Origin of the sequence: Hyphomicrobium sp. (assembly GCF_009026145.1) — a bacterium.
Lineage (GTDB): Bacteria > Pseudomonadota > Alphaproteobacteria > Rhizobiales > Hyphomicrobiaceae > Hyphomicrobium_A.
In genome coordinates this window covers 23,125-40,503 of sequence record NZ_WBUE01000003.1, presented here as the reverse complement: position 1 = coordinate 40,503, position 17,379 = coordinate 23,125, and the positions used below count along the sequence as shown (strand labels likewise).

At 62.0% G+C, this 17,379-nt stretch carries 16 protein-coding genes; 10 read left to right on the top strand and 6 right to left on the bottom strand.

All coding sequences use genetic code 11. From position 1 onward, the window contains the following. Nucleotides 1–34 precede the first annotated feature (34 nt). From F9K20_RS03560 to F9K20_RS03525, 8 genes are all read left to right on the top strand, one after another. Nucleotides 35–1,276, top strand: coding sequence for an MFS transporter (locus F9K20_RS03560; protein WP_290997454.1), 1,242 nt, complete (start codon nucleotides 35–37; stop codon nucleotides 1,274–1,276). A 23-nt stretch (nucleotides 1,277–1,299) separates the two neighbouring features. Then, on the top strand, nucleotides 1,300–2,484 hold the full coding sequence (locus F9K20_RS03555; protein ID WP_290997453.1) for an acetyl-CoA C-acetyltransferase: 1,185 nt from the start codon (nucleotides 1,300–1,302) through the stop codon (nucleotides 2,482–2,484). Between the two features lie 25 nt (nucleotides 2,485–2,509). Next, nucleotides 2,510–2,995: a hypothetical protein gene (locus tag F9K20_RS03550; RefSeq protein WP_290997452.1), complete on the top strand. Its 486-nt coding sequence runs from the start codon at nucleotides 2,510–2,512 to the stop codon at nucleotides 2,993–2,995. A gap of 34 nt (nucleotides 2,996–3,029) precedes the next feature. Continuing rightward, nucleotides 3,030–3,797: a polyphosphate kinase 2 gene (gene ppk2, locus F9K20_RS03545; RefSeq protein ID WP_290997451.1), complete on the top strand. Its 768-nt coding sequence runs from the start codon at nucleotides 3,030–3,032 to the stop codon at nucleotides 3,795–3,797. Nucleotides 3,798–3,838: 41 nt separating this feature from the next. Then, nucleotides 3,839–5,041: a methionine adenosyltransferase gene (locus tag F9K20_RS03540; RefSeq protein WP_290997450.1), complete on the top strand. Its 1,203-nt coding sequence runs from the start codon at nucleotides 3,839–3,841 to the stop codon at nucleotides 5,039–5,041. Nucleotides 5,042–5,074: 33 nt separating this feature from the next. Next, entirely contained in the window at nucleotides 5,075–5,791 is a 717-nt protein-coding gene (locus F9K20_RS03535) for an ABC transporter ATP-binding protein (protein WP_290997449.1), read from the top strand. Nucleotides 5,792–5,796: 5 nt separating this feature from the next. Continuing rightward, on the top strand, nucleotides 5,797–8,160 hold the full coding sequence (locus F9K20_RS03530) for an ABC transporter permease (protein ID WP_290997818.1): 2,364 nt from the start codon (nucleotides 5,797–5,799) through the stop codon (nucleotides 8,158–8,160). A 129-nt stretch (nucleotides 8,161–8,289) separates the two neighbouring features. Further along, a complete protein-coding gene (locus tag F9K20_RS03525; protein ID WP_367115795.1) occupies nucleotides 8,290–9,402 on the top strand; it encodes an efflux RND transporter periplasmic adaptor subunit in 1,113 nt (370 codons plus the stop codon). A gap of 252 nt (nucleotides 9,403–9,654) precedes the next feature. Here F9K20_RS03525 and F9K20_RS03520 read toward each other — a convergent pair whose 3' ends face one another. The 6 genes from F9K20_RS03520 to F9K20_RS03495 all read right to left on the bottom strand — a co-directional run bounded on the left by F9K20_RS03520 (nucleotide 9,655) and on the right by F9K20_RS03495 (nucleotide 16,411). After that, entirely contained in the window at nucleotides 9,655–11,085 is a 1,431-nt protein-coding gene (locus F9K20_RS03520) for an AarF/UbiB family protein (RefSeq protein WP_290997447.1), read from the bottom strand. Nucleotides 11,086–11,386: 301 nt separating this feature from the next. Further along, nucleotides 11,387–12,127, bottom strand: coding sequence for a lycopene cyclase domain-containing protein (locus F9K20_RS03515; protein ID WP_290997446.1), 741 nt, complete (start codon nucleotides 12,125–12,127; stop codon nucleotides 11,387–11,389). 20 nt (nucleotides 12,128–12,147) lie between these two features. Continuing rightward, a complete protein-coding gene (locus F9K20_RS03510; protein ID WP_290997445.1) occupies nucleotides 12,148–13,035 on the bottom strand; it encodes a ribose-phosphate pyrophosphokinase in 888 nt (295 codons plus the stop codon). 2 nt (nucleotides 13,036–13,037) lie between these two features. Further along, nucleotides 13,038–14,597 carry a thymidine phosphorylase family protein gene (locus F9K20_RS03505; RefSeq protein WP_290997444.1) on the bottom strand — a complete coding sequence of 520 codons (1,560 nt, stop codon included), beginning with the start codon at nucleotides 14,595–14,597 and terminating at the stop codon, nucleotides 13,038–13,040. Further along, on the bottom strand, nucleotides 14,594–15,952 hold the full coding sequence (locus F9K20_RS03500; RefSeq protein WP_290997443.1) for an MBL fold metallo-hydrolase RNA specificity domain-containing protein: 1,359 nt from the start codon (nucleotides 15,950–15,952) through the stop codon (nucleotides 14,594–14,596). Before F9K20_RS03500 ends, F9K20_RS03505 begins: the two co-directional genes overlap by 4 nt. A gap of 54 nt (nucleotides 15,953–16,006) precedes the next feature. Further along, nucleotides 16,007–16,411 carry a MerR family transcriptional regulator gene (locus F9K20_RS03495; protein WP_290997442.1) on the bottom strand — a complete coding sequence of 135 codons (405 nt, stop codon included), beginning with the start codon at nucleotides 16,409–16,411 and terminating at the stop codon, nucleotides 16,007–16,009. A 331-nt stretch (nucleotides 16,412–16,742) separates the two neighbouring features. On the opposite strand from F9K20_RS03495, the gene F9K20_RS03490 reads away from it, so the two are divergent. Together F9K20_RS03490 and F9K20_RS03485 are read left to right on the top strand one after the other, a co-directional pair. Continuing rightward, nucleotides 16,743–17,057 carry a hypothetical protein gene (locus F9K20_RS03490; protein WP_290997441.1) on the top strand — a complete coding sequence of 105 codons (315 nt, stop codon included), beginning with the start codon at nucleotides 16,743–16,745 and terminating at the stop codon, nucleotides 17,055–17,057. Nucleotides 17,058–17,093: 36 nt separating this feature from the next. Further along, nucleotides 17,094–17,378 carry a DUF5676 family membrane protein gene (locus tag F9K20_RS03485; RefSeq protein WP_290997440.1) on the top strand — a complete coding sequence of 95 codons (285 nt, stop codon included), beginning with the start codon at nucleotides 17,094–17,096 and terminating at the stop codon, nucleotides 17,376–17,378. The last annotated feature ends 1 nt before the right edge of the window (nucleotide 17,379 follow it).

Genomic DNA, 17,379 nt, shown 5'->3' with positions numbered 1-17,379 from the left:
AGTGCCGCCGCTATCGTGGGATGCCATCCTTGCGTTGCTGCTGGCCGTGTTCGCGATCAGCGTCGGGTATGGCATCGTGCTGCCGATCCTGCCGTTCCTCGTTGATCGGCTCTCCCCCACGACGGACGCCAGGGCGCTGTCATGGCATACAGGTCTGATCACCGGGACCTATATTCTTGCTATTTTTCTGCTGGCGCCGTTGTGGGGGAAGTTTTCTGATCGGTGGGGTCGGCGCCCCGTGCTGCTCACGGGCCTTACCGGATTTGCCGTCAGCGTCGCCTTGTTCACGCGTTTCGAAAGCGTCCCTCTCCTCTACCTTGGCCGGTTCTTCGACGGTCTATTCGCGGCGGCGATTGTGCCTGCTGCGTATGCGCTCATCGGCGATCATGCCCCCTCGAAGGAATGGCGCGCGCATCGTTTCGCGCTGATCAACGTTGCGGGAATGCTCGGCTTCTTTGTTGGGCCCATAGTGGGTGGCCTTGCGCTGGGAGCCTTTCGAGAGCCGCCGACCGAAGCCGCGGCGCAAGCCTTTTCGGCACTGCTCCTGGCCACATCGGGTCTTGCGCTCGTCGCCGCGTTGGCGATCGGGCGCCTCGTGCCGCGCCCGTCTCCTGGGCGGCTGCCCCGGCTCGCAGAGAGGGGCAATCCCGTCAACCGGCCTGTGATGCGGCGCTTATGGGCCATCGCCTTTGTCACCGCCGTGGCCGTCGGCGCCTTCGAGGTTGGGCTTACGCTGCGCGGCAAGTACGAGCTTGGCATGGATGCCACTCAGATCGGCACGATGTTCGCTGCGTGCAGCCTGGTCATGTTTGCGGCACAAGCTCTGGTCTTCTCCCCGCTAATCAAGCCGGACGCGACGCGCTGGCTGTTCACTCCTGGCGTCATGACACTAGCGCTCGGTCTCGTCGCAGTCCCGCTTGCCGCGACTGATCTTGCAACTGCAGCCGCAGTCGCATTGGTCGCGGGAAGCGCGGGCCTCCTGTCCCCGGTCGTCACATATTGGGTGTCGTTCACCGCGGGTGAAACGCAGGGAGCCGATCTCGGCTGGGCCACGGCTGCCGCGAGCCTTGGGCAAGCGCTGGGCTCAGCAGCCGGCGGTTTGCTGTTCGGTATCACGATGCTGCCTGGGGCTGCTTTCACCGTGACGGCCGCAATTGTGCTTTCAGCGCTGGTCGCGAGTTTCGGGTTGGCCCAACGTCTTCACGGTACGCGGCCGCGCGGCGCCATTGCGTCAGTGCCGGAGGCCCGTGCGTCGCAACGCTGCCCGCCACATTAGCCCCTGGTTGACAGGAGAAACCGATGGCCAAATCCCATGTCGTTCTCTGCGCTCCCGTACGCACCGCGATCGGAACCTATGGCGGGGCATTGAAGGGCATCGCCGCCACCGACCTCGGCGCGGCGGTTGTCAGGGCCGCGCTCCAGCGCGCCAAGCTCGATGGGTCGGACGTGGACTCCGTCGTCATGGGGCAGGTCGTGCAGGCGGGCGCGAGGATGAATCCCGCGCGGCAGGCCATGCGCGCCGCCGGCATACCTGTCGGAGTACCCGCCATGACGGTGAATCGCGTCTGCGGCTCCGGCGCCCAAGCCATCGCTTCCGCCGCACAAGAGGTGATGCTTGGCCATGCCTCGTGCTGCGTGGCGGGCGGCATGGAGAACATGGACCAGGCGCCGTATCTCATGAGCGGCGGGCGCTGGGGCTACCGCATGGGTGATGCGCAGATTTACGACAGCATGCTGCGCGACGGCCTCAACGACGCGTTCTCGGGCCAGCATTCCGGTTGGCACACCGAGGATCTGGTCACCAAATATCAGATCACGCGTGAGGCGCAGGATGCTTGGGCGCTGAGAACGCAGCAGCGGTTCGCCAAGGCACAGGCTGCGGGCAAGTTTGCCGAAGAGATTACGCCGGTTGAGGTTCCAGGTGGTAAGAAGCCCACCGTGTTCGACAAGGATGAGCACAATCGGCCCGACGCGACGGCCGAGTCACTCGCCAAGCTGAAGGCTACCTTCCGCAAGGACGGCACGATCACGGCCGGCAATGCGCCCGGCCTCAACAGCGGTGCGGCGGCCATGATCGTCGCCGATGCCAAGTGGGCCGAGAAGCGCGGGCTGGAGCCGTTCGCACGCCTCGTGTCCTACGGTGTTGGCGCGGTCGAGCCCGGCATGTTCGGTCTCGGACCAATCCCGGCGGTCAAACAAGCTCTGGAGCGCGCCGGATGGCGCATCGGCGATGTCGAACGCGCCGAGGTCAACGAGGCCTTCGCCGCCATCGTCATCGCGCTGATCAAGGAAATCGGCCTGTCTGAGGACATCGTCAACGTCGAGGGCGGTGCCATCGCCCATGGGCATCCCATCGGTGCGACCGGCGCAATCCTCACGACGCGCCTTCTCTATGCAATGCGCCGCGACGGTATCAAGCGCGGTCTCGTGACGCTGTGCATTGGTGGCGGCCAGGGCATCGCACTCGCACTCGAGCGCGCATGACTTGCCGACGCCATCGGAGGAACCCATGAGCCAAGTATTCAAAGGATGCTGCGCGGCTTTTCTCTATGGGGTTTTGCTCGCGACCTCCCTTGGCGGTCTCCCCGCAAGTGCGGGCGAGGGCGGCCTCTACCGGAAGGCCGGGGGGATCGAAGCCTACATCGGCTTCGTGCCCGCGGAGATCACCCAAGGCCACGCCGCGACGCAAGCCGATAAGCCCATGCACGATGGGGTGCCACGTGGACACCATCAATACCACCTCGTGGCGGCCGTCTTCGAATCCGATAGCGGAGCGAGGATTTCGGATGCCATGGTGACCGCACAGGTATCCGGATTGGCGCTTTCCGGACCCAGAAAGGCGATGGATCCCATGACCATCGCCGGGACGACCACCTATGGCGCCTACTTTGAACTGCCCGGAGCCGACCTTTACACGATCGTGCTAACAATCAAGCGCGCTGGCGCGACGAAGCCGGTCACACTCAAGTTCACGTACGACCACCGCAATCCGTGATCTATCGCTACCGGGGTTCAAGCGGATGAGGCATGTGGCGAAAGATGATGACGTAGCTTACGAGCACGCTTTCCATCAGGCTCAGGTCGAGCTCGTCAAGTTCCAGAAGCACGTCATCAAGCACGGACAGAAGGTGCTTGTGATCTTCGAAGGCCGCGATGCTTCCGGCAAGGACGGGACGATCAAGCGTATTGTCGAACACTTAAGTCCGCGCGAGACGCGCGTGGTCGCCCTCGGCGCGCCGTCGGACCGTGACCGGCGTGCCTGGTATTTTCAACGCTATGTCGAGCAGCTTCCGATAGGCGGCGAGATCGTTCTCTTCAATCGCAGTTGGTACAATCGCGCCGGCGTCGAGCGCGTGATGGGCTTTTGTACCGACGCCGAGTACGAGGAATTCATGAAGACAGTGCCGATGTTCGAGCAGCTGCTCGTGCATTGCGGCTTCACCATCCTCAAGTACTACCTCGACATCAGTCGCGAGGAGCAGGAACAGCGCCTAAAGCAGCGGCACAAGGATCCACTCCGGCAGTGGAAGCTGAGCCCGATCGACGCCAAGGCGGCGAAGCATTGGAAGGACTATTCAGAAGCGAGAAACGTGATGCTGGCGCGCACACATAGCGTGTTTGCGCCGTGGATCATCGTCCGCGCCGACGACAAGCGATCGGCACGACTGAACGTTATCCGGGATCTGCTGTCGCGGTGCGACTTCCACGGCAAGGACCGCCACGGTCCAACCCCTGATCCAAATGCCGTATTTCTCTTTGATGCCAGCCAACTCGAGAACGGCATGATCGCGGAGTGAAGGCCCGTATGTCGGTGGCGCGTCCATTCGAGGAGGAAGGGATGCAGGTCCGGATCGAGGTTCATCGCGGGCCCTGGGCCGGGATGCGGCCGGTCGAGATCGTTGAGCGCAAAGGTCTCGGCCATCCCGACACCATCTGCGACATGCTCAGCGAGCAGCTAAGCGTCGCGTTGTCGAGGAAATATCTCGACGAGTTCGGGCTCGTTCTGCATCACAACGTCGACAAGGCTTTGCTGGCCGCAGGTCGCGCCGAGCCCGCCTTTGGCGGCGGTCGTATCCTCGAGCCGATGGATATCTATCTTGCCGGCCGCGCGACGTCGGAAGTGCGCGGAAAGCCGGTACCTGTCCGTGCGCTCGCGGAGGAAACCGCGACGGCTTGGTTGCGCGCGAACATACATGCGCTCGCTCCGGAGAGGGACGTCCGCATCCATTGCCTGCTGCGACCAGGCTCTGGCGATCTAGTCGATCTGTTTATGCGCCAACGCGACGAAGGTGCGTATCTGGCGAACGATACGTCATGCGGAGCAGGATTCGCACCGTTGACCGACCTCGAGCGTGCCGTCCTTGCGGTCGAACGAAGCCTCAATGCGCCCCAGTTCAAGGCTGAGTTCCCTGAAACCGGGGAGGACATCAAGGTGATGGGCGTGCGTGAGCACGATCGCATCGGGCTCACCATCTCATGCGCCTTTATCGGCCGCTTTCTCAGAGACATGACCGCCTACAATGAGGCGAAGGATCGCCTTCTGGCGGCCACACTCGAGTCGGCCAGCAATGCGACGGCCCTCGACGTCTCGGTGCTCGTCAATGCGGCGGACGATATCGCCAACGGCTCCGTCTATCTTACGGTCGTTGGTACCTCGGCTGAGGGGGGCGACGACGGTCAGACGGGCCGCGGCAATCGTGTAAACGGGCTCATCACACCGGGTCGCCCCATGACGCTCGAGGCGCTCGCGGGCAAGAACCCGGTCACGCACGTCGGCAAGCTCTATAATGCAGCGGCTTCGCGTTTGGCGGCTGCGATCGTCGCCGAGGTACCGGGCGTCATGGAAGCGGAATGCTATCTCGTCAGCGAGATCGGGTCGCGTGTCGACCGGCCGCGCATGACGTACCTGCGCGTCGGCTGCCACGAAGGCGTTCTGAGCGCCGACAGCGAAGATGCGATACGTGCCATTGCGGAGCGTGAGATTGCGAGCGTTCCTTTGCTTTGGAAGGCATTTCTGCTGCAGGCCATGTCGGTCTCTTGAGTGGGCTGCGGTGGACGGTGCCCGGTGAATGAGATGAGCAACGGGAGAGAGAAGGTTTTCACCGCACGTGGCCTGACAAAGATCTATTCGTCAGGCGACGTCGAGGTGCGCGCGCTGCGGTCTTTAGATCTCGACATTTGGGCCGGCGAGGTAGTGGTTCTGCTGGGGCCATCGGGCAGCGGCAAGTCGACCCTGCTGAATATCATGGGCGGCATCGATCGCGCGACGAGCGGTCATCTGTTCTTCAAGGATCTAGAGCTGACCTCCCTCGCCGACGGGGAGCTCACGAGCTATCGCCGGCGGCACGTCGGCTTCGTGTTCCAATTCTACAATTTGGTTCCGAGCCTCACCGCCTACGAGAACGTGGCGCTGGTGACCGAGATAGCCGAGGACCCAATGCGACCGGAGGAGGCGCTCGCGCTCGTCGGGCTCGAAGCGCGCATGGACCATTTCCCGTCGCAACTCTCAGGGGGTGAGCAACAGCGCGTAGCGATCGCGCGCGCCATCGCCAAGCGCCCCGACGTATTGTTGTGTGACGAGCCCACGGGAGCGCTGGATTCACATACTGGAATTCGCGTCATCGAAGCCTTGCTGAGCGTCAACTCGCAGCTCGGGACTACGACGCTCATCATCACTCACAACGCCAGCATTAGAGATGTCGCGGATCGAGTGCTGTTCTTTGCCGATGGTCAGATTTCCAAAGAGCACAAGAACGAGCAGCGCCGCGCGGCAGCCGAGCTCGTCTGGTGATCATCATGCGCGCACTCGACATCAAGTTGTTTCGCGATTTGACACGGCTTTGGGCACAGGCCTTTGCCATCGCCCTTGTCATCGGCGGCGGGGTGGCGACGCTGGTGATGGCGGTCGGCTCCTACCGATCCCTCGACGAGACTCGCACCGCCTACTACGAACGCTACCGGTTTGCCGATGTCTTTGCCGTGGTGAAGCGCGCGCCCAAAGCGCTGATCAACCGCATCGCGGAAATCCCCGGCGTAGCTGCGGTTGACGCGCGTATCGCCAAGCTCGCACTGCTCGACATACCCAATTTTCGCGAGCCGGCGACCGGGCAATTCATCTCGTTGCCCGACATCGGCGAGCCGGTGCTCAATCGGCTCTATCTCCGGCTGGGCCGCATGCCTGAGCCCGGCAACGCCGACGAGGTCGTGGTCAGCGAGAGTTTCGCAAACTCACACAACTTCGCCCCCGGTTCGCGCTTCTCAGCAATACTGAACGGCCGCAAACGCGAGCTGACGGTTGTCGGGTTGGCCCTTTCTCCGGAGTTCATCTTTGCCGTTGGCCCCGGCGACATCATGCCGGATGACCGTCGCTTCGGCATTATCTGGATGTCTGAAAAGGCGCTCGCCAACGCATATGACCTCGATGGTGCATTCTCTGCCGTGAGCGTCAAGCTGCTGCGGGGGACTTCTGAGCGCGAGGTCTTCCAGCGCCTCGATGCCTTGCTTGACCGGTATGGGGGCCACGCGGCGTACGGTCGAAAGGACCAGACGTCGCACGCGTGGCTCGACCACGATCTCGAGATGCTCAAGAACATGAGCCGCACCCTGCCGCCGATTTTTCTTCTGGTGGCAGCATTCCTTGTCAACATCACGCTGACGCGGCTCGTCGCCTTGGAGCGTGAGCAGATTGGGCTGCTCAAGGCGTTGGGTTACGGTGGAATGGCCATCACCTTCCATTACATCAAGTTTGTCATTGTCATAGTCATGATCGGCATCGCCATCGGAATCGGGGCGGGCGCGTGGCTTGGCGTCTACATCACGAAGATAAACGGCGACCTGTTCCGCTTCCCCTTTCTCGTTTTCGTGCAAAGTCCCGACCTTTATCTGACAGCGGGCGCGCTAAGTCTCGTTGCAGCCGTCGTCGGGGCCATGCATGCGCTTCGCGATGTCATGAGGATGTCGCCAGCCGTTGCCATGCAACCACCGGCTCCCGCACGCTTCCGACACGTGCTGCCATCGGCGCTCGCTATCGACAGGATCCTTTCGCAGCCCACCATGATGATGGTGCGCAACCTTGCCCACCACCCTATTCGCGCGACCTTCACCATGCTCGGCATGGCGCTCGCAACAGCGATCCTCGTGGTGTCGTTGTTTACGCGTGGCACCATGGAAAACCTGATTGACGTGACGTTCTTCATGGCCGATCGGCAGGATGCTTCATTGAGCTTTTTTGAGAAGCGCTCGCAAGACGTGCTCCAGCAGGTGAGGAGGCTTCCCGGCGTTCTTGCGGTTGAGCCGCAGCGAGAGGTTCCCGTTCGCATCCGCAACGGACCCGTCGAGCGACGTATCACCATCAGTGGCAGATCGAGCGATGCGGACCTCAAGCGCATCATCGACGTAAACCTGCAACCGGTCGCGCTGCCGGAAAGTGGTTTGGCGATCTCCGAGTGGCTCGCCAATATTCTCGGAGTCGAAGTGGGCGATTTTGTCGAGGTCGACCTGCTCGAGGGACAGCGCAGAACCGTGTCGCTACCAGTAGCCGCGATTATCGAGGACTATTTCGGCATCAAGGGCATGATGAACGCCGATGCCCTTTCCCGCCTTTTGCGTGAGGCGCCGGCTGTCAACAGCGTCAATCTGAGCTTCGATGAGAACAGCGCCCCGCTACTCTACGATGCCGTGAAGCGCTTGCCGACGGTCGGCGCAATGGGTCTCCAGCGCTTTTCGTTGGCGAACTTTCGCGAGATCACGGCCTTGATCATCAACACGATCGCGGGCATCTACACGGGCCTTGCCGCAGTCATCGCCTTCGGCGTCGTTTATAACAGCGCGCGCATCTCGCTTTCGGAGCGCGCCCGGGAGTTGGCCAGCCTGCGCGTCCTCGGCTTCACGCGCACAGAGGTTCTCTGGATTCTCCTTCTTGAACTCGCGCTCTTGACGTTGATTGCTCAGCCGCCGGGATGGGCGATCGGCTACGGTCTTGCCTGGATCATGAAGACACAATTGGCTGGCGAGCTGATGCGGGTCCGTCTCATCGTCGAGCATTCGACCTATGTGCTGGCCAGCGGGATTGTCATTGTCGCTGCGCTCTTTTCAGCGCTTGTCGTGCGCCGACGCGTTGCCCAGCTCGATCTCGTGTCCGTCCTTAAAACCCGGGATTAGACCATGCCTACAAGTTGGTTGAAACGAGCAGCGGGCGCCGTCGGGCTGGGAGCGGCGATAGTTGGGCTCGCCTGGTTTGCGTGGCCGCGGCCCATTCCCGTCGATATCGCGATTGTAACTCGGGGGCCCATGGAGGTCACCGTTGATGATGAAGCCAAGACGCGCGTGCGGCATATCTACACTGTATCCGCACCGATCTTCGGCAAGGTTCTGAGGATATCGCATCCTGACGGCGCGAAAGGGTCCTCCCGCCACATTGGCGATCAAGTAACGGCCAACGAGACGGTCGTGGCGGTCATGCAACCGACCGTGCCAAGCTTCCTCGACGTACGGTCTCGCGAGGAGCTCAAGGCCGCCGCAACCGCTGCCGAGGCTGCGGTGAAGCTGGCAGAGGCGGAAGTGCGCCGGGTCGAGGCGGCGCTGGGCTTCGCCCGCGACGATCTCAGGCGGGCTGAATCGCTTGCACGCACGGAGACGATTTCTGCCAAGGCGCTCGAGAAAGCCAAGCTGGAGGTCGACACGAATGAAGCAGCATTGGCGAGTGCGAAAGCACAGCTCGAGGTCCGGCGCAGCGAGCAAGGGGTTGCCACCGCGCGCCTGATTGATCCCGCCAGCGTCTCCACACCGACAAATCCTGGTTGCTGCATCGAGATTCGCTCGCCGGTCACCGGGCGTGTGCTGAAGATCATCCAGGACAGCGAAGCGCCGGTTCTGGCCGGTACACCGTTGATCGAGATCGGCGACCCGCTCGATCTGGAAGTAGTGGCAGAGCTGCTTTCGACCGACGCGGTGCGCATCAAGCCGGGTGCCTCGGTACGAATTGACGGTTGGGGTGGTCCTCCGATCAAGGGACGTGTGACACGTGTCGACCCGGCTGGCTTCCTCAAGATATCGGCGCTTGGCATCGAGGAGCAACGGGTGCGGACGATCATCGATCTTGTCGACCCACCCGAAGTCTGGTCTCGGCTGGGACATGACTTCCGGGTGATTGTTCACGTGACCATCTGGAACGCAGACGACGTGTTGACCGTGCCGGTGAGCGCGCTGTTCCGCAAGGGTGAGGAGTGGGCGGTTTTTGCCGTCAAGGATGGGCGCGCACGTACGACCGTCGTCAAGATAGGGCAGCGAAACAATCGCGTCGCCGAGGTGCTTTCCGGTCTTTCAGCCGGCGATGCGGTGGTGCTGCACCCCAGTGATAGGATAAGTGACGGTGTGGCGGTGACGGAACGCGAGAAGAGCTAACTGCCTCGCCAGAGCCGGAACAGAAACCGAAGCGGGATCGTTGTCCTCTAGAAGTAACTTGAGGGATGAACCGGCTCCTTAGCGAGGTACCCTATGCACAAGATCCTCATTGCACTCCTGACACTCGCGACTCTATCGGCAGCTTCTGTTACAGCCTTTGCGCAATCCTGCCCCGAGGGGCAGCACTACGATCAGCAAAAGAAGAAGTGCGTCCCACACGGGCAGTGACAAGTCGCGTGGCTAGCGAAATCATCACAGTCTGCCTGAGCGGGCAATGCCGCGGACCAGCCGAAAGGTGAACCAGAGCGCCAATCCGTAGGCGACGGCGGCAAGTGCCGGTACCTCGCCGTAAAGGCGCGGGCCGATGCTGTGCTGCATGAGCAGCGACCCAGCAATGTAGAGGCCCAGCGTGACAAGAGCGAGCGCCACGCGGTTACTGCTGCGATCGATATGCGCCTCCAGTCCCTCGAGACCTTGAAGCCGCACGCTCAAGCCCAAACCTTCACCCTCTTGGTTCAGCCGCCGGGTCCATGAGGCCAGAATCGCAGGGAGGTCGTGCGCGGCGATCAAACTATCCTGCTTCAGGCGGTCGAGGGCGCTCTGCCAGTCTGTCTTCGCCATCGCCGCCTGGAGCACTTGGGGGCCTTTCTCTTGCAGGCTGCCGAGGAGTGCGAATTCCGGGTCGAGCGTGCGCACCGCATGCTCGGCGTTGAACATGGCGCGCATCAGGACCACAAGTTCGTAAGGCACGAAGACATTCTGCGCCTGGCCGAGCCGCATCACGCGCAGGAACGCGTCCGCCAAGGACCAATCCTTGAGGGGGACCGCAGCGTAGTCGGCAAGGATCTCGGAAAGCCCACGGCGCATCTCGCTACGGTTCATCTCCCCGCCGAGCACGCCGAGATCGATCGCGGCGTCCAATAGCCAGTCGGCATCCTCGTGAATGAAGGCATTGGTGAAGGCCGCAAGCTTGCGGCGCGCGGCCAGATCGAGGAATCCAGCGAGGCCGAAATCATGCAGGCAGATCTGTCCCTCGGCGGTGATGAAGATGTTCCCGGGGTGTGGATCCCCATGGAAGACGCCGAGGACGAAGATCTGGTGCAGGTACGCATCGACAAAGTTCTGAGCGAGGCGCGGACCGTCGGACTTGAGGGTGGGATCATCGATACGCCGGCCGCTGCTTCGCTCCTGGACGATGACGGTCTCGCAGACGAGATCGCCGGCAACGTTGGGAATGTGAATCGTTGGTGAGCCGGCAAAGGCCGCGACGAAGCGCTTGATGTTGCGCGCCTCCTGTCGGAAGTCGATCTCCTTCTTCAGGTTGCTCCAGATCTCGTCGACGATGCGCGTCGGCTGGTAGTGCTTGAGGCGCGGATTGAACCTTTCCGCCATCCGCGCCAGCAGCAATAGGGCTCGCATATCGCGATCGACCTGCTTTTTGATGCCGATGCGACGCACCTTGACGATCACGCGGCGCCCGTCATGCAGTTCAGCCGCGTGGACTTGGGCGACCGAAGCGGCGGCCAGAGGCGTGTCGTCGAAGTTGGCAAACAGCTCTTGGATCGTACGCCCGAGGCCATGCTCGATTTCGCGAACGGCGTCCTGTGCCGGGAAGGGGGCGATGTTCTCCTGCAGCGACTGCAACGCCACCACGTACTCATCGGGCAACAGGTCGCGGCGCATGCTGAGCGCTTGCCCGAATTTGATGAAGGCCGGCCCGAGCCGCGCGAGTGTGAGACAGAGGCGCTGGGGGCTCCGCTGCGGCGAGCGAGACAGCCGGTCTAGCATTGCGCCAACTTTGAATCGCACGCCTTCGAATGCAATACGGGTGAGACGCAGGAACGATCTCATCGCAGGTCACCTGCCACAGATGAAACTCGACGACTGTTGGCGCCAATAGTCAATTGAAGTGGGCGGTGCTCATGTTGCCCACCCGGTTCAAATTGCGACCAGTCCAAAGTGACGACATACTGGCCGCTGAGGCTTATGTCTTCGGCAGTGTCAAAGTTGTCCAAGTGAAGTGCTCATACACGCTCGACCAGTATGCGCCGAAGGCAGCAGCAAACAGAAGCTCTTCGATCGGCATGCCACCGACGCTCACGCCAGATAGAGCACCCAGGTTCCACACCCTGGCGATATAGCCGGGCGCGATCACTTCGAGGCCGATGAGAAACACAGTGTAGTAGGCTAGGAAGAGGGCGGCCCCGATAACGGTTTTCCGCGCCAAGTCGGGCCGACACCAAATCGCTGCGATAGCACCCAGGAGCATGGCGACGGTCGCTGCGTAGATCGGATTCCAGGGAAACGTGTGGAGGATCGGAAACGATAAGAATGGGACCGCCAGCGCCCAACCATGCAGGTTGTGCCGCCGAGCGAGCCGTTCCCCCTCGGTCACGGGCGCAGGCTCTCGGCCAATCGATATATTGTACAGCACGGCGCAAACGCCGCCGATACCAAAGGAGAAGATGAAGCTTTCGATATCGAAGCCTGTGGTGCGGGCGAGATCGAAGAGGCTCGGCGGACTCCAGTAGGCGGGGACGAAGAGCGGCTCCGTCAGCCCGAATGGCATCGTGAACAGACTGGTCCACAGCATGACCCTGCGCTGGCGCGGAAACGCCACGTACACGGCGAGCCACGGGATGAGGAGCGCGACTGACCACGCCAGCCAGACGTATTGGTCAGGGATCATCATGATTTCGAGTTCCTCAACACGCGTTTGCAGCATCGAAGGCAAGTCGCGGGAGCCTAAGGTCCCAGCGACGAGATCGCGGTCGCCACGATATCGCTGACGTCTATCGCACTGGACCTGTGAGGCACGGTGTTGGTGCAGGCGATGCTGGAAGCCCCCGCTGCCTCCAGTCGCTTGAATGCATCGTCGGCGAACAGGCCGTGTACGCCAAGGCACATTACAGCGGGGTACCCAAGCTCGCTCAGGTGTCTGATGGCGACCTCCATAGTTCGCCCGGACGAGATAATGTCATCGACGAGGACCGGCATCCTGCTCCGCCAGCCTCCCAGGTCGGGAAACTTGATCTCAACCTCGCGATCGCCACGCCGGGTCTTCTCGAGCGTGACGAAGGGCACACCTGCATACGCAGCGACGGCACTGACCCATTGTTCGCTCTCCACGTCGGGACCAATGACGAGCGCGTTTGGCGCGTGCTCGCGTATCCACGCTGATAGTTTCGGTGCTGCATGACAGACCGCGACGGGAATAGCGTAGACTTCCGCCATGGACGTGCGGCGATGCAGATGCGGGTCGACAGTCACGATCCAGTCGAAGCTCGAAGAAAGAAGCCTGCCGAAAGCGCTTGATGTGATCGCCTCGCCGGGGCGAAAGCGCTTGTCCTGCCGCATGTAGCCCAAATAGGGCGCGACCAAGCCCACGCGGGATGCACCGAGATCGCGCGCTGCATGCGCCGCGAAGAGCAAGGGCAGGGTCTTGTCGTTGGGCCGATCGAGCGTGCACACGAACGCGGTCGACCGGCCCTCAACGTCGCTGGCAAGCCGCACATATGTCTCGCCGTCAGGAAACCGGCGGGTCTCAAGCGACCCTGGCTCGGCGCCGAGAGCGGCTATCAAGCGGCCGGTGAAGTCCTCATTACCGGACATCGCGAACAGCAGCGGTTTCATGACTACTCCACGATACCGATAATCATGCGCTGGGCGGCGACGTAGTTGAGCGCATACGCAAGCTCTCCACGGGACTGGGCATGCACGGTGAAGAGCGGTTGCCCAGCTTCCACTCTGTCTTCGAGACGAACGTGCAAGTCGATCCCTGCCGCGGGCGATTTCGGCGCGCCCGCCAGCTTGGCGACCTTGGCGAGGCGCCGATTGTCCATGGTGGCGACACGCCCCCCAGACGACGCCACGACGGGATGCAGTTGCTCGGCCCGTGGCGGGGCTCGCATGCCACCCTGCGCTTCGCAAATGGCCTGGAATTTCTCCCAGGCGATGCCTGTCTCGAGTGCCTCAGCCGCGAGCCGCGCCCCCTCGCCTTGGCGCGCGCGGCCGCCAAGTTCCAGCAAGTGCCCAGCAAGATGCAGGGCGCGGTCACGCAAGTCGGTGGGCCCGCTCGCGTCTTGCTGAATAACCGCAAGGACATCGCGCGCCTCCAGCGCGGGTCCGATTCCGCGACCGACGGGTTGGCTGCCGTCGGTCTCCAAGATGCGCGCATTGAGCCCAAGGATCGCGCCGACTTTGCTCAGCCGTTCGCCAAGTCGCTTGGCGGCCTCGCGACTGCGGACTTTGGCGGTGGGGCCAACGGGCAAGTCGAATACGGCGTGCGTCGCACCGGCAGCGAGCTTCTTGGAAAGAACCGAGGCCACGAGTTGACCCTCGCTGTCAAAGTCCAAGGGGCGCTCGACGCGGATAAGGATATCGTCCGCGGGACTGAGGCGCGCATTTCCTCCCCAAACGATGCAGCCACCTTCACGCTCGACGACGCGGCGCATGGTCGCCAAATCGAGATTGACCGGTGCCAGGGTCTCCATCGTGTCGGCGGTGCCGGCCGGCGACGTGATGGATCGCGAGGACGTCTTGGGTATTGGCAGACCGAGTGCGGCGACGATCGGGACGACCAACATCGTCGTCCTGTTTCCCGGCAGGCCACCGACGCAGTGCTTGTCCGCCACGATCGGATATGGCCAGGAGATGCGATCGCCGACGGCAATCATCGCCCGCGTAAGGCCGATCGTTTCATCGAGATCGAGGCGGTTGCCAGCACACGCCGTTACAAAGGCAGCCAGATGCAGATCCGAGTAAAGACCATTGGCAATGTCGTTGACTATCGCGCTAAGGGCTCGATCTGGCAGGCGCTCGCCGTAGGCTTTGGCGCGCACGAAACGCTCCGACTCGACCGGCTCGGCATGGGTCACCTCGATGACATCGCCGTCGCGTGCAGCAAGCAGCACCCACGCCGCCTCCGACAGGCTCGCCTCATCCAGGCCCAGAAGCTCGGACTTGATCACATTCAGCGTCGCCAGCAGGCTCTTGCCCCCCGTAGACACCCGCACACGCGAGCGCGCCTCAAACCCTTCTGAGCGGCAGACGTGGCAGTCTGCGCGCATGTAGACGATGTGTTCCTGATAGGTATCGACGCCGAGTCGGCGCAGAACGAGTCGCGATGGTGGCGATCGCTCGGCTTTGTGATCGATGGCATCCGATGCATGTGGTTGATTGTCGACGCTGCTCATTTCACGGTCATCTTTTCAAGGTAGTCGGGAACGCGGCTCTGCCATCCAAGGCTTTCTTGAATGTGAAGTCGCATGGCGTCAGCTGCCGCCGGCTCTCCATGCGTGATGCAGATCTTGTTGGGGGCTCGGCGAAACGCCCGAAGCCAATCGAGGATCTCGACGTAGTCGGCATGGCCGGAAAGCCCCTCGAGGTTCGCGACCTCGGCGCGCACCGGAACATATTGCCCGTGAATCTTGACGCTGTCCGCTCCGCCGACGAGGGCAGCTCCCCGCGTTCCCCCCGCCTGAAACCCGGAAAAAAGGATCATGTTCTTGGGGTCGGGCGCGAAGGCCTTCAGATGATGTAGGACGCGACCCCCCGTTGCCATTCCGCTCGCCGAGATGATGATCATCGGGCCTCGCTTCGCATTTAGCTCTTTGGAGGCTTCGGGGCTGTTTACGAACTCGGCGATCTGGCAGGCAGCAGTGCACTCTTCGACGGTCAGCCGATGCTCGGAGCGGTAGGCGTGATAAATGCGTGTCGCGTCCACTGCCATGGGACTGTTCAGGTAGATGGGCACGTTGGTGAGCATGCCGCGCGCTTTGAGACGCGCCATCAAGTGTAGCAGCGTCTGCGCGCGGCCAACGGCGAACGCGGGAATGACGACAACACCGCCACGATCAAGTGTACGCTTGAGGTGCGACCCAAGCTCGTCCTCGGGACTGCCGGCGCGATGCCTTCGGTTCCCGTAAGTCGACTCGAGCACGAGCACATCGGCACTCTTCACGGTGACCGGAGGACGCATGATGGGGTCGTTGGGCCTGCCGAGATCGCCGGAGAAGAGGATCTGCTTTCCCCGGCTCTCGATCATGACCATCGATGCGCCGAGGATATGTCCAGCGGGCAGCAAGCGGGCAGAAGTGGCCGGGCTGAGCCGTAACGGCTCGTCGAAATCTACTGCATGGAAATTCTTGAGCGCGCGATCGGCGTCCTCGATGGTGTAAAGGGGCAAGGCCGGCTTGTGCTTGGAGAAACCCCGCTTGTTTGCGTACCGAGCCTCCTCCTCCTGCAGATGAGCGGAGTCGGGCAGCAGTATCTGGCAAAGCTCGCGGGTCGCCTTGCTGCAATAGATGCGCCCACTGAACCCGTTCTTCACGAGCAGCGGAAGATATCCGCTGTGATCGATGTGAGCGTGCGTCAACACAACGGAGCCGATGCGGCGCGGGTCGATCGGCAGCGGCTGCCAGTTGCGCAGCCGCAGCTGTTTGAAGCCCTGGAAAAGGCCGCAGTCGACGAGGTTGATGGCGTCGCCGTCGTCAAAGAGATACTTCGAGCCGGTGACTGTGCCGGTCGCCCCCAGAAAGGTAATCTCCACGAAACTACTCCTCAAAAATAACGTCCCGGCTGCCGCCGCTGCGTTCACAAGTGCTCAGCGCGCGCGAGTGCGGCGGTCGCTGAGTTCATCCAGTATGGGACAGTCGGGACGATCGTCGCCCTTGCAGGCGTCGATCAGGCGATCCAGCACGTCGATAATCGCCCGGTGTGCTTCCATTCTGGCCGCGACCGTATCACGGTGACGGACCGCCAACACACGCACCTTGCGGCTGGGTCGCCGCTTGTCGCGCCAAAGCCCGAGCAACTCGTCGATTTGCTTGATCGGAAAGCCAAGCGATCGCGCACGCTTGATGAAGCGCAGCTCCTGCACGTTGCGCTCGTTGAAGACCCGGTACCCACTGGCATCCCTGCCGGCTGAGCTCAGCAGTCGTCTGCTCTCGTAATATCTGATCAACGTCGCGGAGACTCCGGACCGGTGAGCCGCATCGCCAATACGCATCTTCGATCCGAGCCTCCGAAATGCGAGTTTGACCTTCCAACAGTTAGAAGGTTTAGCATCTCACTCGACTTGCACCTGCGGGAGCCGGTGATGAAAGGCGTCGCGTCGATCAATTTGAATCTAACTGGGACGGCAAATTAGCCCAAGGGCCGGCCAACGGCGCCCCTGTTACCGCCTGTTACAAAAATGGCGGCTCAGCCGGCCAGCGGCAGTGACTTAGATCAATTCGACACGGCCAGGCTGCCGGCAGAGTTCGAGCTCGAAGAAAATCCGGTGGCGAGCGAAGCCAGGCAAGGCTGGTCGCGAGCGTCCCGATCGAGTGAGGCAAGGCATGATCTTCGGCAGCTCGTCGCAAATTCCGATCACTGCTCTGGCCTTCAGCTTAAGCGCGTTTTTGGCCGTCTCATTCCTGCTCTGTATCGGGACGGGTGCCATTGTCCCCGACTTCGGCGCGCACGTGTTTCTCCAATTCTTCCCGCGCTTTAGCTGGACGGAAACAGGGATCCATCACGGCCTCATCGAGAGCCTGGCTTATGGCTTTTACAGCGCGATCGTTTTCGGCGCGCTGTTCAACTTCTTTCTACGCCGAGGCCGATTGGGCGGAGCGAATGCTCGAAGCAGGGGGGAAGCGATGTCGAATGCTTGAGTGCCCATCTTCAACAGGCAGATCGAGGAAAGTGTCATGGCAGCCGGATACGAGACAACGAGCCGAGAAGCGCAAATCCCGATCATTGCGTTCGGGCTGAGCCTGAGCGCCTTCTTCGCCATTTCTTATCTCATCTGCATCGCCCTCGGCCTCGTTGTGCCGGATGTGCGCATGCACCTGCCGTGGCTGCAGTTCTTCCCAGGCTTCGATTGGAACGCGTCTGGGATGCTTCTCGGTCTCGGCGAGAGCCTGGTCTACGGCTGGTATGTCGCCGTCGTCTTCGGCGCCCTATTCAACTTCTTTGCTGCTCGCCGCGGATAGG

Coding starts and splice junctions, on each gene's coding strand:
- F9K20_RS03530 (WP_290997818.1), top strand. CDS start 5,797: ATGCGCGCACTCGACATCAAGTTGTTTCGCGATTTGACACGGCTTTGG.
- F9K20_RS03535 (WP_290997449.1), top strand. CDS start 5,075: ATGAGCAACGGGAGAGAGAAGGTTTTCACCGCACGTGGCCTGACAAAG.
- F9K20_RS03495 (WP_290997442.1), bottom strand. CDS start 16,411: ATGCGTATTGGCGATGCGGCTCACCGGTCCGGAGTCTCCGCGACGTTG.
- F9K20_RS03540 (WP_290997450.1), top strand. CDS start 3,839: ATGCAGGTCCGGATCGAGGTTCATCGCGGGCCCTGGGCCGGGATGCGG.
- F9K20_RS03520 (WP_290997447.1), bottom strand. CDS start 11,085: ATGCGCCGCGACCTGTTGCCCGATGAGTACGTGGTGGCGTTGCAGTCG.
- F9K20_RS03485 (WP_290997440.1), top strand. CDS start 17,094: ATGGCAGCCGGATACGAGACAACGAGCCGAGAAGCGCAAATCCCGATC.
- F9K20_RS03550 (WP_290997452.1), top strand. CDS start 2,510: ATGAGCCAAGTATTCAAAGGATGCTGCGCGGCTTTTCTCTATGGGGTT.
- F9K20_RS03555 (WP_290997453.1), top strand. CDS start 1,300: ATGGCCAAATCCCATGTCGTTCTCTGCGCTCCCGTACGCACCGCGATC.
- F9K20_RS03515 (WP_290997446.1), bottom strand. CDS start 12,127: ATGCTGCAAACGCGTGTTGAGGAACTCGAAATCATGATGATCCCTGAC.
- F9K20_RS03525 (WP_367115795.1), top strand. CDS start 8,290: ATGGAGGTCACCGTTGATGATGAAGCCAAGACGCGCGTGCGGCATATC.
- F9K20_RS03505 (WP_290997444.1), bottom strand. CDS start 14,597: ATGAGCAGCGTCGACAATCAACCACATGCATCGGATGCCATCGATCAC.
- F9K20_RS03490 (WP_290997441.1), top strand. CDS start 16,743: ATGATCTTCGGCAGCTCGTCGCAAATTCCGATCACTGCTCTGGCCTTC.
- F9K20_RS03510 (WP_290997445.1), bottom strand. CDS start 13,035: ATGAAACCGCTGCTGTTCGCGATGTCCGGTAATGAGGACTTCACCGGC.